Raw genomic sequence first — 15049 nt, forward strand, 5'->3', positions numbered from 1 at the left:
AACTCACTAAAGATTTCGGTCGCAGCAACCCAAACCGAGGCATTCATGCAACAGTTTGGGGATATTGGCCGCTTGCCTCCCTCTTGGGGAAAAGTTAGAAAACAGAGCACTCGGTGGCTCTCTATTTCGCTACAAAGGGGAATTACATAATGCGGAAACTCGTCATAGGAATGGCGATGGCCTCTACGGCTCTTGCATCGCCAGCCCTCGCACGTGACGGCCAGTGGTATATCGAAGGTCAGGGCGGTCCGATGATCGTCGAAGACACCGACTTCGATATCCTCAACGCCGATGGCGACGAGGTCGATGTGGCCAGCGCCGATCACGACACCGGCTACGATTTCGGTGGCGTCGTTGGTTACGACTTCGGTGCCTTCCGTCTTGAGGCGGATGCCAGCTACCGTCAGGCCGATATCGAATCGCTGACCGTCGGCACCTCCGGCCTTCTGGCAGGCGCCGGGACCGGCAGCGCCTTGGCACCGGCCGGCGTTTACGACGCCAACGGTGAAGCTAGCGTGCTGAGCTTCATGCTCAACGGTCTGGTCGACTTCGGCGACGACGACGGCCTGCAGGGCTTCGTCGGTGGTGGTGCGGGCGTCGCGCGGACCGATTACCAGGCGACGATCGACACGAGCGGTCCGGACGCGTTCGACGATTCGGACTCGGGCTTCGCGTGGCAGATCCTCGCCGGCGTTCGCGCTCCGCTGACCGACAGCATCGATGCCGGTCTGCGCTATCGCATGTTCACTGCCGAAGACGTGCAGCTGGTCGACTCGGCGGGTCGCGACTTCGAAACGAAGTTTCGGTCGCACTCGATCCTGGGGACGCTGACGTTCAACTTCGGTGGTGCGGAACCGCCGCCGCCGCCGCCGCCGCCGCCGCCGCCGCCGCCTCCCCCCCCGCCGCCGCCGCCACCGCCGCCGCCGCCGCCGCCGGTGTGCAACAAGGGCCCGTACATCGTGTTCTTCGAATGGGACAAGTCGGACATCACGCCCGAGGCAGCGACCATTCTGGACAACGCGGTTTCGGCCTACACCAACTGCGGCACCGCTGCGGTCATGCTCGCCGGTCACACCGACCGTTCGGGTACGGTTACGTACAACGAAGGCCTTGCCGAACGTCGCAACGCGTCGGTTCGCTCCTATCTCTCGGGTCGGGGTATCCCCGATGCGCGGATCTCGAGCGAAGGCTTCGGCGAATCGCAGCCGCGTGTTCCGACCGCGGACGGCGTGCGCGAATTGCAGAACCGCCGGGTGGAAATCACCTATGGTCCGAATTCGGGCATGTAAGTTTCGCGCTAGCGATACTTCTAGAGAGAGGGGCCGGAGCAATCCGGCCCCTTTTTCGTTAGGCTCATGCAACCATCGCAACAGGAGCCCACCATGACCCGTCTTACCTTGATCGCAGCACTTGCCGCCTCGGCCTCGCTCGCCGGCTGCACCTCCATGTCCGAGATGCCGACCGAACCGGTCGGGTCTGCCACGCTCTCGCTGGCGAGTGGCGCCCCCGCGGGCACCGTCCAGCTTATGGACGGCGGCGACGGCCTCTCACTCGCCGTGGCGGTCACCGGCATTCCGGCGGGCACCCACGGTTTCCACCTGCACACTACCGGTCGCTGCACCGCGCCCGACTTCACCTCCGCCGGCGGTCATCTCAACCCTGCGAGCAAGGAGCACGGCAAGGAGAATCCCGCGGGTAGCCATTTCGGCGATTTGCCCAACCTCGTGATCGGGTCCAACGGAATGGCGACGACTACCGTAGAGCTCGACGGCACGCGCCAGCAGGCAATGGCTTGGCTGTTCGATGCCGACGGGACCGCGATCGTGATCCACGCCGACCCCGACGACTATCGCTCCGATCCCACCGGCAACGCCGGTTCGCGCATCGCGTGCGGCGTCTTCGAGCGTAGCTGAAGCGCGCCCTCAGGGCAGGTTTTCGCCAGCGGCGCGGGCGCGTTCCACAACGCTCGCCGCCGCTGCGGGCACCAACTTGAGCGCGGCGAGGAGCAGCACCAGCCCAACCGGCACCGCCACCAGTGTGCTCATCATTCCGACCGACAGGTTGCCGCCGTTGATGGCCGACACGTAGCCAGCCATGAACGGCCCGATCCCGAGGCCGACCAGTGTGGTCGACAGGAAGAACGTCGCCGTCGCGAGCCCGCGCATTCGCGGCAGGACCAGCGCCTGGCTCGAAGCGGCCGCCGCGCCGAGCGCCGAAGCCGACAGAAACTGGGCGAAGAAGCTGGCGACGTAGAATACCGGCAGGCTGGCGGTGGTGAATGCGATCACGAGCGGCGGCACGGTGGTCACCAACCCGAACAGGACAACGAGGACCCGCCCGGTCGGGCGACGCTCGAGCAGATAATCCGCCATGCGTCCGCCGCCGATGACGCCGAGAAAGCCTGCGACCGCTGAAGGCGCGCCGAGGAACCAGCCGAGATCGCTCTTGTCTGCGCCGAGCGCGCGCTCCGCATAAGGGGCGCCCCAGTACGACGCCGAATAAGCGACGAACGCAACCGTCCCGTATCCGAGCACGATCGTGAGGAACGCCGGCGATCCCCAGGTGAGCCGGAAAGTCGGCAGGTCGCGGGACCTGAGCGACATCGCCCAACTGAACACCGCGTAATAGCCGACCCCGAGGAACAGCCACTGGTCGGACACGCCCGCGACCAGTGAGGACGTCGCCGGCACCGCTGACGACAGCCATAGCGCGAGCATCGTGAAGAAGGCCGCACCGGCAAGGTTGATCGCGAGCGCGGGCAATCCGCGCATCGCCGCACCCATCAGCGTGAAAGGCGGGATGACCTGCAGCAGTTCCTGCACGAAGCCGCGGAACGGCTGGGGGTCCTCGGGCGTGGGCAGGCCATCGATCGCGCCGCGCACCGGTTCTCGCAGTGTCAGCACCCATAGTGCGAGAAGCAGGCCGGGTATCCCGACCGCGAGAAACGCCGCTTGCCACCCCGCCAGGCCGAGCGGCCCGCCATCGGGGAACGCCGCATTCCAGTTCTCGACCACGAGCCCGCCGATCAGCAGCGAGATGCCCCCGCCGAGGTAAAGACCCGACGAATATATCGCCAGCGCGGTCGCGCGCAGCCGCGCGGGAAACCAGTCGGAGATCAACGAATAAGCTGCCGGACTGGCCGTGGCCTCGCCGACCCCGACGCCGATCCGCGCGACGGTGAGCGTACCGGCGTTCTTTGCGAAGCCAGACAGCGCCGTCATCGCCGACCACAGCGCGAGGCCGAGGCTCATCAGCCGCACCCGCTTCCAGCTGTCCGCCAGCTTCCCGAGCGGAATCCCGAACAGCGCGTAGAAGACCGCGAAGGCCGTGCCGTAGAGAAAGCCGAGATAGTCGTCCTCGACCCCGAGATCGAGCTTGATGTCGTTGGCCAGGATCGAGAGGATCTGACGGTCGATGAAGTTGAGGATGTAGATCAGGACCAGGACGCTGAGCGCGTACCAACTGTAAGCGGAGACCTGCTGCTCGCCCGGCGGCGGCGCGCCGGTCGCCCGCGCCGATGCCTCAGTCTGCATATCGCTCATACGTGATCCCGTCCTCTATCCCTGCCTCGGCGAAGCCCTTCTGGCGCAAGCGGCAGCTGTCGCATACCCCGCAGGCGCGCCCGCTCGGTTCCGGTGCGTAGCACGACCAGCTGAGACCGGTGTCGAGCCCGAGCCGTGCCGCTTCCGCCGCGATCTGCGCCTTGGTCAGGTGTTGCAGGGGAGCGCGAATGGTTACCCCCTGCCCCTCGACACCGGCCTTGGTGCCGAGCCGCGCCATATCCTCGAAAGCCGCGATGAATTCCGGCCGGCAATCGGGATATCCCGAATAATCGAGCGCGTTCACGCCGATGAAGATGTCGTGCGCGCCCGAGGCTTCGGCCCAAGCAAGCGTCAACGAGAGGAATACGATGTTCCGCGCGGGCACGTAGGTCACCGGAATATTCTCTCCGACACCTTCGGTCGGCACCGCGATATCATCGGTCAGAGCAGAGCCGCCGAACTGCCGCAGGTCGAGCGGCAGAACCACGTGCCGTGCACATCCGAGGCTCACGGCGATCCGGCGGGCGGCCTCGATCTCGATCCGATGGCGCTGGCCATAATCGATCGTCAACGCATGCAGTTCGAAACCGGTTTCGCGCGCAAGAGCCGCCGCGACCATCGAATCGAGCCCGCCGGAAAGCAGCACGACGGCCGTCCCGGCGCGGTTATCAATGTCCGATCCCATGCGCCCCGGCTAGGATGAAACGCGGGCCGGAGCAATCGAAAGCGCGACCGTGGCGCGCGCCTTTTCGCCGTGCTCTATCGGCAGGCCCCCGTCCGCCGCGCTTCCGCGCTGAACTGAAACGGGAGACCGCCGGCGATGCCCTGGCTTTCGACCTGAGCAAGCGAGCCGGTTTCGCGCCGGATGCTGGTGCGGCCGTAATTGCTGCCCTTGCAGGTATATTGCACGGTCACCTCGCTCGCGCCGTCCTCGACCACGTAGCGCGAGCAATTGTTGCGCGGATGACGCAGCTGGATCAGTTCGCGCCCGCTCTTCATGCAGATCGTCCGTGGTGGACTGCCGTCGCGATAGCGCAGCTGCCACTGACCCGGGCTGAGCCCGTCGAGCATCGCCAGGCTGGGCGCCTGCGCCGCAGCAGGGGCGAGCGCAGCGCCGCCCACCATCGCCGCCGTCAACGCCATGGCGCCCAGCGCGAGGCCGGTCCTCTTGCGCATTTCACGATCTCCGAAAGCTTTCATCTACCGATCCCATTAGCATAATTCTGACGGCAAGTCGTTGCATATACGCGACAGGCCGTTCACGCCTCGATTTCGAACACTTTCGAACAGAACGCACAATCGACCAGGATTTTCCCCGCGTCGTCGCGCATGTCGGCACGATCTGCTTCCGGGAAGCGAGCGATCACCTGTTCATAGTGGGCGATCGAGCAGCGGCATCCGCGCGCGAGGTGGGGCCCGGGCTGGATGCGGACTTCGCTCTCCTCGTGGAACAGCCGCCAGACCAGCGCTTCGAGCGAGAGGCCGGGATCGGTCAGCTCGTCGTGACGCGTGCTGCCAGCCAACACCGCGACATGTTCCCACTCCGGATGATCCAGCCGCGCGTGAAGCCGCTCGCGGCCTTCCTCGCCATCGGGCAGGTGCTGCACCAGCAGGCCACCCGCGATGCAACCGCCGCGACCGGCGCGCACCGCGACCCGGATCAGCGTCGGCACCTGCTCGGATTGCGCGAAATAGGCTTCGCACGCTTCCGCCAGCGATTCGCCTTCGAGCGGAACGATACCCTGATAGCGGCCCTTGCCGTCGGCCATGTCGAAGGTGATCGCGAGATAGCCTTTGCCGAACAGCGCGAAGAGCGATGGGTTGGCGCCTAGTTCCGCGAGCCGCTCCGGGTCGAAATCGACGTAGCCGCGCAGCGCGCCATCGCGATAGTCGCACACCAGCAGGCGCACGACGCCGCCTTCCGTCTGCGCCTGCATCGTCAGCTGGCCACTCGCGTCCTTCAGCAGCCCGCCGATAAGCGATGCGAGCACCAGCGCTTCGGCGAGCAGATGCTTGATCGCGGAGGGATAGCTGTGCGCGGCGAGGATCGTGTCGACGGCTCCTTCGAGCCGCACCGCCTTGCCGCGCGCGTCACGCCCGGGAATGGTGAAGCCCAGCAGGGTGTCGGAGTAGGTTTCGGCCGGTTCGGTCATGCGCGGAATATGGGGGCCGGCGCGGCGAAAGTAAGGAGCGGCCCGGAAGGACCAGCCGTCAGAGCTTGCCGAAACACCACAGCAGGATGGATTTCTGCGCGTGGATGCGGTTTTCCGCCTCGTCGAACACCGCCGATTGCGCGCCCTCGAATACGCCTTCGCTCACTTCGTCTCCGACATGCGCGGGCAGACAGTGAAGGAAGCGCGCATCGGGCTTGGCGCGCGCCATCAGCGCTTCGTTTACCTGGAACGGCGCCATCGCGGCGAGCTTGTTGTGCGCGTGATCCTGCCCCATCGAAACCCAGGTGTCGGTGACGATCACATCCGCCCCCTCGACCGCTTCGGCCGCATCAGCGGTCAGCGTGACAGTCGCACCGCCAGCGCGCGCCAGCTCGACGAATTCCGCTTCCGGCTCGTAACCTTGCGGCGTCGCCACGCGGACGTTGAACTTCAACAGGCCCGCCGCCTCGAGGATCGAGTGCAGCACATTGTTGCCGTCGCCGAACCAGGCAAACTCGAGCCCGGGCAACGGCTTGCCCTGCTCGATCACGGTCAGCAGGTCGGCGACGATCTGGCACGGGTGCGAGCGGTCGGTGAGCCCGTTGATGACCGGCACCCCGGCGTGGCGCGCCATCTCCTCCGCCTTGGCATGATCGTCGGTCCGCAGCATGATTGCATCGGCCATGCGGCCGAGCACGCGCGCGGTGTCGGCGATCGATTCGCCGCGGCCGAGCTGGCTCGAGGCCGAATCGAGGATCAGCACCGACCCACCCAATTGGCGCATCGCCATGTCGAAGCTGACGCGCGTGCGGGTGGAATTCTTCTCGAACACCATCGCCAGCACGTGGCCCGCGAGCGGCGCGTCGGCGTCGGGCTTGCCCTTGGGCCAGCCCGCGCGCGCCGCCTTGCGCGTCTGCGCATCGTCGATCATCGCCGCGAGCGCATCGGCCCCCGCATCCGACAGGTCGAGGAAATGGCGCATCGCCATCAGGCGGTCTCGGGCACCGTGTAGTCCGCCGCGCCCGCCGAGAGTCGATCGAAAAACTCGTCGAACTCGGCATCGCCCGCGACCAGCGGAGGCAGGACGCGCAGCGTGTTGTCGCCCGCGGCCACCGTCAGAAGCTGATGCTTGTCGCGCAGGTGCGCGAAGAACGGCCGGCTTTCGACCTTCATCTTGATCCCGAGCATCAGCCCCTTGCCGCGCACGAGTTCGAACAGCTCGGGATAGTTGCCGATGAACTGTTCGAGCCGGCTGCGCAGGCGTTCGCCCTTCTCGGTCACCTCGGCGAGGAATTCCTCGTTCGCCACTGCGTCCATCACCGCCATTCCGGCGGCCATCGCAAGCGGGTTGCCGCCGTAGGTCGAGCCGTGCGTGCCGAGGCCCATGCCGCGCGCGGCCTTCTCGGTCGCGAGGCACGCGCCGAGCGGGAAGCCGCCGCCGATGCCCTTGGCGGTGGCGAGCACGTCGGGCGCGATGCCGTAATGTTCGTGCGCATAGAGCTTGCCGGTGCGCGCGACGCCGCACTGTACCTCGTCGAGCACCAGCATCAGGTCGTGCTCGTCGGCCAGCGCGCGCAAGCCCTTCATGAACTCCATCGAGGCCGGGCGGATACCGCCCTCGCCCTGGATCGGCTCGACCAGGAAACCCGCGGTCTGCGGCCCGATCGCCGCCTTCGCCGCTTCGAGATCGTCGAACTCGACATACTTGAACCCGGCGAGCAGCGGCATGAAGCCCTTGTGCATCTTCTCCTGGTTGGAGGCGCTGATCGTGGCCATCGTGCGGCCGTGGAAGGCGTTCTTGAAGGTGATCAGTTCGAACCGGTCGGACCCTTGCGATTTGTGGTAGGCGCGCGCGGTCTTGATCGCGCACTCGACCGCCTCGGCACCCGAATTGGTGAAGAACACCGTGTCGGCGAACGTCGTGTCGACCAGCCGCTGCGCTAGCGCTTCGCCCTGCGGGCTGCCGTAGAGGTTGGAGACGTGCATCAGCGTCGCCGCTTGCCGCTGGATCGCGCCGATCAATCCTTCATGGCTGTGGCCGAGCAGATTGACCGCGATGCCGCTGGCGAAATCGAGATAGCGCGTGCCGTCCTCGTCGATCAGGTGGCAGTGATCGCCGCGCACCGGGCGCACGCCGCAACGCGGATAGACGGGCATGAGCGGGGTGATCGACATCGGCAAATCCTTCAAAATCGCAAGCTGGAAACGACGAATGGCGGCCCTTCCGAGCCGCCATTCGCACCGTCTAGATTTTCGCGCCCGCCGGGTCAAACGCCGGAGGGAAGCGGGCGGGTCAGCCCTGTACGGGCACCAGGTTGACCGCCGAGTGCTTGCCTCGTCGATCGACCTCGAGGTCGAACTCGTAGCGTTCGCCTTCGTTGATGCCGTTCAGACCGGACCGTTCGACCGCGCTGATGTGCACGAACGCATCGGGCTGGCCATCGTCGCGGACGAGGAAGCCGAAGCCCTTCATCGCGTTGAAGAACTTGACCGTGCCGGTCGCCTTCTCGCCGGTCAGCTCGCGTTGCGGGGCACCGCCGCGATCGCCGCGGTCGCCACGATCGCCGCCACCACGCGACTGCACGGGGATGACGTCGCCGACGATCTGGAGATCCTGCGCCGAGGTCTTGCCGCCGCGATCGACCAGGTTGAATTCGAGCTCCTGCCCTTCGGCCAGCCCTTCGAGGCCCGCACGCTCCACGGCGCTGATGTGGACGAACACGTCCTCCCCGCCGCCTTCCTGCTGGATGAAGCCGAAGCCCTTCTGTCCGTTGAAGAACTTTACGACGCCCTTGCCGGTGCCGACGACCTGTGCGGGCATGCGGTTGAACCCGCCCCCACCGCCACCGCCGCCACGCGGACCGCCGCGGTCGCCACCGCCGAACCTGTCCCCGCCACCGAACCGATCGCCACCGCCGAATCGATCGCCGCCGCCGCCGTAATTGCTGTCACCGAAATTTCCGGAAGGGCCGCCACCAAAGGGGTCGAAACCGTCTTCTCCGAAACCATCGCGCTTGTCGCGTCCGCGACCCCGGCGGCCTCTATCGTAACCCATAATCCAACACGTACCTTCGCACCGCCCCAAACATTTCATGCCCCCGGGAGAGCGGATCCCGGCAAGGTCACGTGGTGTCCGAAGCCAGCGCACGCCGGATTCCCACCTGCCAAACATCGACCATAGCGCACAATACGGTGCTACGCGAACGATTTAACCGCAGACCCGTCAATGGCGCAAGAATGTGACATTTTCGCATTGCACAAGCGCTTGCCTGCCACCTCGGCTTGCGGCATCAGCCGCGCATGGACATCCTCGCTCTCCTCTCCGATCCGGCCGCATGGGCGGCGCTGCTCACGCTGATCGCGCTGGAGGTGGTGCTGGGGATTGACAACCTGATCTTCATCGCGATCCTGTCGAACAAGCTGCCCGCACATCAGCAGCAGCGCGCGCGCCGCATCGGGCTCTCGCTCGCGCTGGTCATGCGAATCGGCCTGCTGTTCCTGATCGGCTGGATCGTGACGCTGCAGACGCCGCTGTTCGACCTCGGCCTGCAAGGTGCGCCCAACGAATACGGCGAAGCCAGCTTCGAGACCGCGTTCTCCGGCCGCGACCTGATCCTGCTGGCGGGCGGCCTGTTCCTGCTGTGGAAGGCGACCAAGGAAATCCACCATTCGATGGAGCCGGCGGACCATTCGGGCGAACTGCTCGACAAGAAGCCCGGCGTCGCCGAGGCCGCCACCGCCACTTTCGGCGCGGTGATCGCGCAGATCATCGCGATCGACCTCGTGTTCTCGGTCGATTCGATCCTCACGGCGGTCGGCATGACCGACGAGATCCCGATCATGGTCACCGCGGTCGTCATCACCGTGGGGATCATGATGATCGCAGCCGATCCGCTGTCGCGCTTCATCGAGAAGAATCCGACGCTGGTGATGCTGGCGCTCGCCTTCCTCGTCATGATCGGGCTGGTGCTGATCGCCGACGGTTTCGGGTTCCACGTTCCCAAGGGCTATATCTACGCCGCGATGGGTTTCTCGGTCGGCGTCGAGCTGCTCAACATGGTCCAGCGCAACCGGCGCGCGAAGAAGGCGCAGGCCGCACAATGAGCGATTTTCGCAAGCTGGGCGAGACGATCTACGCCAGCCCGCAGATCGCGGCGGAGGATATCGCCGCGGCGCGCGAGCAAGGCGTGACGCTGGTGATCAACAACCGGCCCGACGGCGAGGCCGACGGCCAGCCGACCGGCGCGGAGATCGAGACCGCGGCGCGCGCAGCGGGGCTGGATTACGTCGCGATCCCCGTCGGCGGTGCGGGCTTCGGTGAGCCGCAAGTGCAGGCCATGGCCGAGGCGCTCGCGGGGGCGCAAGGCAAGGTGCTCGCCTATTGCCGCTCGGGCACGCGCTCGACGCTGCTGTGGTCGCTCGCGCAGGCGCAGGCGGGGCGCGATCCGGAAGACCTCGCAACAGCGGCAGCCGATGCGGGCTACGACGTCACCCCGGTGCGCCCGGCGATGGACATGCTCGCTGCGCGCGCCCGCAACTGATCCACCCTCATTTTCGGTAATCGAGCGGCGGATCGCGATCGCCGAGCAGCGAACGGTATTCGTAGCCTTCCCCGCGCGCCGCGTCGAATTCCGCGCGCGCCTGCTCGCGCAGCCCGTCGTTGGTGTAGAGTTCGATCGCGGCCAGCGCCATCGCCTTGGCCGCGACCTGCGCCCCCTTGTAGCCGATCGTCGTGCCGCTCGCCGCAGCCGACTGCCAGCTGTGCGACGAGGTGCCCGGTACCCATGTCGCGGTGCGCACGCCGACCGTCGGCGTCGCCCACGATACGTCGCCGACGTCGGTCGAGCCGTAGCCGAGCGACTTTGCGTAGGGCTTGATCTCGTTCGCGCCGGCGAGCGGCTCGGCAGCGTCGCCGAGGCTTTTGGCAAGCTCCTCCGCCCAGGCGCGTTCCTCTGCGGTGTATTCTACTCCGCCGACCCGGCGCAGCTTGGCGTCCATCATCTTTGCCAGCGATTCGTTTACCAGTAGCGGGTTGTTGCCGTGGATAATCTCCCACTCGACTTCGGTCCCGGTGCCCATCGCCGCGCCTTGCGCCGCCGCTTCCAGCCGTTGCCACATCGCCTCGACCTCGGCGGTGTCCGAGTGGCGCACGTAATAGAACACCTCGGCGAAGTCGGGGATCACGTTGGGCGCGGTGCCGCCTTCGGTGATGACGTAGTGGATCCGCGAATCGATCGTGGTGTGCTCGCGCATCATGTTGACCATCAGGTTCATCGCCTCGACCCCGTCGAGCGCCGAGCGGCCCTGCTCGGGCGCGGCGGCGGCATGGGCGGACTTGCCGTGGAAGCGGAACTTGGCCGAGCGATTAGCGAGGCTGGTCTGCGCCGCCGCGCTGTTCTCGTCGTCGGCGTGCCAGTGGAGCGTCACGTCGACATCGTCGAACAGGTCCGCGCGGGTCATGTAGACCTTGCCCGATCCGCCCTCTTCGGCGGGCGTGCCGTAGAACCGCACCCGGCCCGGCGTGCCGGTTTTCTCGAGCCACTGGCGCACCGCGATCGCCGCGGCGAGCGAGCCGGCGGCGAACAGGTTGTGCCCGCAGGCGTGCGCGGCGTGCTTGCCTTCGATCGCGGCGCGCACAGGCGAATCGGACTGGCTGATGCCCGGCAAGGCATCGAATTCGCCGAGGATCGCGATCACCGGCCCGTCGCTGCCGTATTCGGCGATGAAGGCGGTCGGGATCTCCGCCACGCCCCGCTCGATCGTGAAGCCTTCCGCCGCGAGCTCGCTCTGGAGCAGCTGGCTCGACTGCGTTTCCTGATAGCCGACCTCTGCCCAGTCCCACAGTTGACGCGCGACCCGCTCGGTCTGTTCGTATTGCGCGTCGACCGCTGCAACCGCGTCGAAATCCTGCGCATGAGCGACGGGCGCGGACAGCGCGGCGGCAGCGCTGGCGATCAGGAAAACGGCTCTGGTCATCGATATCTCCCCTGGTTGTGACCGGTCTAGGGCGGCCCGGGCGAATTGCCAACGCCCGCCGCTCGACAAGCGCGCAGTGCGCGTGGCACATCGCTGACGATGGATTTCGGCCTTCTCCTGCAACTCGGCGCGTCGCTGCTGGCGATCCTCGTACTGGCGGGGATCGCATGGAAACTCGGTCTGGGCGGCGACACCCGCATCCGCGACGAGGAGCACGCGCGCGAACTGGCGGACGAGGCGGAGTCCGGTTTCTCCGCGGTCGACATCGCGATCGATCGCGCGGGATACGCCGCGCTGCTGCGCGATACGGACGGGCGCGTGCTGCTGCTGCGCCGCCACGGCTCCCACTTCGCATCGCGGTTGCTGACCGGGCATGCGAGCGTACGGCTCGACCGCCACCTCCTCGTCGTCGGCACGAGCGACAAGCGCTTCGGCGAGGTGACGCTCGACCTCGGGAACAAGGCGCAGTATTGGGCAGCAAGCCTCAGGAGGCTGTGAGCACCGCGCCATGCCCGATTTCTCGCCCGTCGATTACGCGATCCCCGGCTTCGTCCTGCTCGTGCTGGCGGAGATGCTGTGGGCGTGGAAGCGCCGGCCCGAGGCCTACGAGGCGCGCGACACCCTCAACAGCCTCGCATTCGGGCTCGGCAGCACCGTGGCGGGCGTGCTGCTCGGCGGGTTCGCGCTGTTCGTGTTCCTCGCGGCGTACGAATACCGGCTATTCGAGATCGGCTGGGTCTGGTGGGCGTGGATCGCCTGCTTCGTGCTCGACGATCTCGCCTATTACTGGGTCCATCGCGCAGGCCATCGCGTGCGCTGGTTCTGGGCGAGCCACGTGAACCATCATTCGAGCCAGCATTACAACCTCTCCACCGCGCTCAGGCAGAGCTGGACCGGTGCCTTCACGCTGGGCTTCGCATTCAAGCTGCCGCTGGTGCTGCTGGGCTTCCACCCGGTGATGATCGCCGTCGTCGGCGGTTTCAACCTGATCTACCAGTTCTGGATCCATACCGAAGCGATTCAGCGGATGCCGCGCTGGTTCGAAGCGGTGATGAACACGCCGAGCCATCACCGCGTCCACCACGCGACCAACCCGCGCTACCTCGACCGCAACTACGCCGGCGTGTTCATCGTGTGGGACAGGATGTTCGGCACGTTCGAGACCGAAGACGGGAGCGAGCGCATTCGCTATGGCATCGTCAAGCAGCTCGGCAGCTTCAACCTGCTGCATTCGGTGTTTCACGAGTGGATCGGCATGCTGCACGATATTTGGCGCGCGCCGTGGCGGCACAAGCTGTCCTACCTCCTGCGCGAACCCGGCTGGACCCACGACGGCAGCCGCGAGACCAGCGACATGATCCGCACGCGTTGGCGCGAGCGGCAAGAAGCGGTTGCAAGTCGAAACCCGATTGCTCCCGACAGCGAGGCTGCTTAATCCTGTCCTCGAGAGAGGAGCGGGCATGGCGGAATTCGACGTGATCGTCGTGGGTGGCGGCAGCGCGGGCAGCGCGGTCGCCGGGCGGCTGTCGGAAGACGGCCGAAGGCGCGTCTGTCTGCTCGAAGCGGGCGGGGCCAACGACACCTGGCAGGTCAAGACGCCGGGCATGATGCCGTTCATCCCCAAGGCTTCGAACTACCGCTACGAAACCGTCCCGCAGAAGGGGCTGAACGGCCGCAACGGCTACCAGCCGCGCGGCCGCGGTCTGGGCGGATCGAGCGCGATCAACGCGATGATCTACATCCGCGGGCATCGATGGGATTACGACAACTGGGCCGCGCTCGGCTGTTCCGGCTGGAGCTACGACGACGTGCTGCCGTGGTTCAAGCGCGCCGAGGGCAACGTGCGTGGGGCGAGCGAATACCACGGCGCCGACGGACCGCTCAGCGTCGAAGACCAGAAGTGGCCCAACCCGGGCAGCAGGGCCTTCGTCGAAAGCGCCGCCGCGTTGCAAATGCCGCGCAACGACGATTTCAACGGCGCGCGGCAGGAAGGCTTCGGGCTCTATCAGGTGACGCAGAAGGGCGGCGAGCGATGGTCGGCCGCGCGCGCCTATGTCGAACCGCTGAAGGGGCGCGGCAATCTCGCGGTGATGACCGGCACGCTGGTCGAGAGGCTGGTGCTCGAGGGCGGCCACGTCACCGGCGTCGCGATCCGGCGCGGCCGCCGGCGCGAGACCTTGCGTGCGCGCGGCGGCGTGGTGCTTTCGGCCGGCGCGTTCAACAGCCCGCAGATCCTCATGCTTTCGGGCATCGGCCCGGGCGCGCACTTGCGCGAGCACGGGATCGCGGTCGCGCTCGACCGGCCCGCGGTCGGTTCCGATCTGCAGGACCATATCGATTACGTATCGAGTTGGGCGACCGACAGCCGCGACCTGATCGGTGACAGCCTCGCGGGCACCTGGCGGATGGTGAAGGCGATCGTCGAGCACCGCCGCCACCGCACCGGCGCGATGACGACGCCCTATGCCGAAGCCGGCGGGTTCTGGCGCGTCATGCCCGACGCCCCCGCGCCCGACGTGCAGTGGCACTTCGTGCCCGCGATGCTCGAGGATCACGGTCGGACCAAGGTGAAGGGCCACGGCTTCTCGCTCCATGCCTGCGTGCTGCGGCCCGAGAGCCGCGGCACGGTGCGCCTTGCTTCACCCGATGCGGCGATGGCCCCGGCGATCGATCCCAATTTCCTCGCCGACGAACGCGACATGGCGACGTTGCGCGCGGGCGTGCGCCTGTCGCACCGCATCGCCGAGGCACCGCCGCTGCACGACTACGCCCCGCGCGACCGCTACCCGATCGACCTCGCCGACGACGCCGCGCTCGACGACCTGATCCGCAGCCGCGCCGACACCGTCTACCACCCGGTCGGCACCTGCCGCATGGGCGCGGACGCCGATGCGGTGGTCGATCCCACGCTCAAGGCCAACGGTATCGACGGCCTGTGGATCGCCGACGCGAGCGTGATGCCCCGCCTCGTCAGCGGCAACACCAACGCGCCGTGCATCATGATCGGCGAAAGGTGCGCGGATTTCGTGAGAGCGTATCTGAGCTAGCGCCTGCGGAGATGAGTTTTTTGTTTTCCGCCCGCCCATCCGGGCGGGCGTCCTCGGCGCTGTTCCCTCCGCTACGCTACCGGGCGCCTGCGGGCGGCCGTTCGGCCTTGCGGTCGGCTGGTCGCCGACCGGACCTTTCCAGGCAATTGCCATCAGGCAAAATTCCGGTTCGCGACTAGCGAACCGCAAGCGCGAACGCGCGCCCGCAGCGACGCGCCCGAAGGGCGTGAGAGCGAGGATAGCCAAGGCCGCGGATGCGGCCGCCGGCGCTTGAGGCAAAAACAAAAAAAGGGCCGGAGCGGCTGGCTCCGGCCCTTGAAGGCGGTGTTCG

At 66.8% G+C, this 15049-nt stretch carries 15 protein-coding genes; 7 read left to right on the top strand and 8 right to left on the bottom strand.

What is annotated here, in order from left to right; translation table 11 throughout:
• Positions 1-149: 149 nt before the first annotated feature.
• Together ACE3QC_RS07695 and ACE3QC_RS07700 are read left to right on the top strand one after the other, a co-directional pair.
• Entirely contained in the window at positions 150-1289 is a 1140-nt protein-coding gene (locus ACE3QC_RS07695; RefSeq protein WP_374406933.1) for an OmpA family protein, read from the top strand.
• Between the two features lie 93 nt (positions 1290-1382).
• Positions 1383-1913: a superoxide dismutase family protein gene (locus ACE3QC_RS07700; RefSeq protein ID WP_374406935.1), complete on the top strand. Its 531-nt coding sequence runs from the start codon at positions 1383-1385 to the stop codon at positions 1911-1913.
• Between the two features lie 9 nt (positions 1914-1922).
• Here ACE3QC_RS07700 and ACE3QC_RS07705 read toward each other — a convergent pair whose 3' ends face one another.
• The 7 genes from ACE3QC_RS07705 to ACE3QC_RS07735 all read right to left on the bottom strand — a co-directional run bounded on the left by ACE3QC_RS07705 (position 1923) and on the right by ACE3QC_RS07735 (position 8750).
• Complete coding sequence (locus tag ACE3QC_RS07705; protein ID WP_374408023.1) at positions 1923-3533, bottom strand: MFS transporter; 1611 nt, start codon at positions 3531-3533, stop codon at positions 1923-1925.
• Positions 3523-4227 carry a 7-cyano-7-deazaguanine synthase QueC gene (queC, locus tag ACE3QC_RS07710; protein ID WP_374406936.1) on the bottom strand — a complete coding sequence of 235 codons (705 nt, stop codon included), beginning with the start codon at positions 4225-4227 and terminating at the stop codon, positions 3523-3525. Before queC ends, ACE3QC_RS07705 begins: the two co-directional genes overlap by 11 nt.
• 74 nt (positions 4228-4301) lie before the next feature.
• Positions 4302-4742 carry a DUF3617 domain-containing protein gene (locus ACE3QC_RS07715; RefSeq protein WP_374406938.1) on the bottom strand — a complete coding sequence of 147 codons (441 nt, stop codon included), beginning with the start codon at positions 4740-4742 and terminating at the stop codon, positions 4302-4304.
• 59 nt (positions 4743-4801) lie between these two features.
• Positions 4802-5695 (bottom strand): Hsp33 family molecular chaperone HslO, encoded by an 894-nt coding sequence (locus ACE3QC_RS07720; protein WP_374406940.1) that lies wholly within the window; start codon positions 5693-5695, stop codon positions 4802-4804.
• 58 nt (positions 5696-5753) lie between these two features.
• The gene (argF, locus tag ACE3QC_RS07725; RefSeq protein ID WP_374406942.1) at positions 5754-6683 is read right to left on the bottom strand and encodes an ornithine carbamoyltransferase; all 930 of its coding nucleotides are present in this window, start codon (positions 6681-6683) and stop codon (positions 5754-5756) included.
• Positions 6683-7870 carry an aspartate aminotransferase family protein gene (locus ACE3QC_RS07730; protein ID WP_374406944.1) on the bottom strand — a complete coding sequence of 396 codons (1188 nt, stop codon included), beginning with the start codon at positions 7868-7870 and terminating at the stop codon, positions 6683-6685. The genes argF and ACE3QC_RS07730 overlap by 1 nt, the downstream gene beginning before the upstream one ends.
• A 118-nt stretch (positions 7871-7988) precedes the next feature.
• Positions 7989-8750: a cold-shock protein gene (locus ACE3QC_RS07735; RefSeq protein WP_374406946.1), complete on the bottom strand. Its 762-nt coding sequence runs from the start codon at positions 8748-8750 to the stop codon at positions 7989-7991.
• Positions 8751-8995: 245 nt separating this feature from the next.
• Between ACE3QC_RS07735 and ACE3QC_RS07740 the strand changes: the two genes are divergently transcribed.
• Positions 8996-9799, top strand: a complete 804-nt coding sequence (locus tag ACE3QC_RS07740) for a TerC family protein (RefSeq protein ID WP_374406948.1) — start codon at positions 8996-8998, stop codon at positions 9797-9799.
• Complete coding sequence (locus ACE3QC_RS07745; RefSeq protein ID WP_374406950.1) at positions 9796-10236, top strand: TIGR01244 family sulfur transferase; 441 nt, start codon at positions 9796-9798, stop codon at positions 10234-10236. Before ACE3QC_RS07740 ends, ACE3QC_RS07745 begins: the two co-directional genes overlap by 4 nt.
• A 7-nt stretch (positions 10237-10243) precedes the next feature.
• On the opposite strand, the gene ACE3QC_RS07750 is transcribed toward ACE3QC_RS07745, so the two are convergent.
• Positions 10244-11671: an amidohydrolase gene (locus ACE3QC_RS07750; RefSeq protein ID WP_374406952.1), complete on the bottom strand. Its 1428-nt coding sequence runs from the start codon at positions 11669-11671 to the stop codon at positions 10244-10246.
• 99 nt (positions 11672-11770) lie between these two features.
• On the opposite strand from ACE3QC_RS07750, the gene ACE3QC_RS07755 reads away from it, so the two are divergent.
• Genes ACE3QC_RS07755 through ACE3QC_RS07765 form a run of 3 tightly spaced genes read left to right on the top strand, consistent with a single transcriptional unit; the run spans position 11771 to position 14718 of the window.
• The gene (locus tag ACE3QC_RS07755; RefSeq protein ID WP_374406954.1) at positions 11771-12169 is read left to right on the top strand and encodes a hypothetical protein; all 399 of its coding nucleotides are present in this window, start codon (positions 11771-11773) and stop codon (positions 12167-12169) included.
• 10 nt (positions 12170-12179) lie between these two features.
• Complete coding sequence (locus ACE3QC_RS07760; RefSeq protein WP_374406955.1) at positions 12180-13106, top strand: sterol desaturase family protein; 927 nt, start codon at positions 12180-12182, stop codon at positions 13104-13106.
• A 25-nt stretch (positions 13107-13131) separates the two neighbouring features.
• Entirely contained in the window at positions 13132-14718 is a 1587-nt protein-coding gene (locus tag ACE3QC_RS07765; protein WP_374406957.1) for a GMC family oxidoreductase, read from the top strand.
• Positions 14719-15049: the final 331 nt, after the last annotated feature.

This window comes from Pelagerythrobacter sp. (assembly GCF_041912895.1).
GTDB lineage: Bacteria > Pseudomonadota > Alphaproteobacteria > Sphingomonadales > Sphingomonadaceae > Pelagerythrobacter.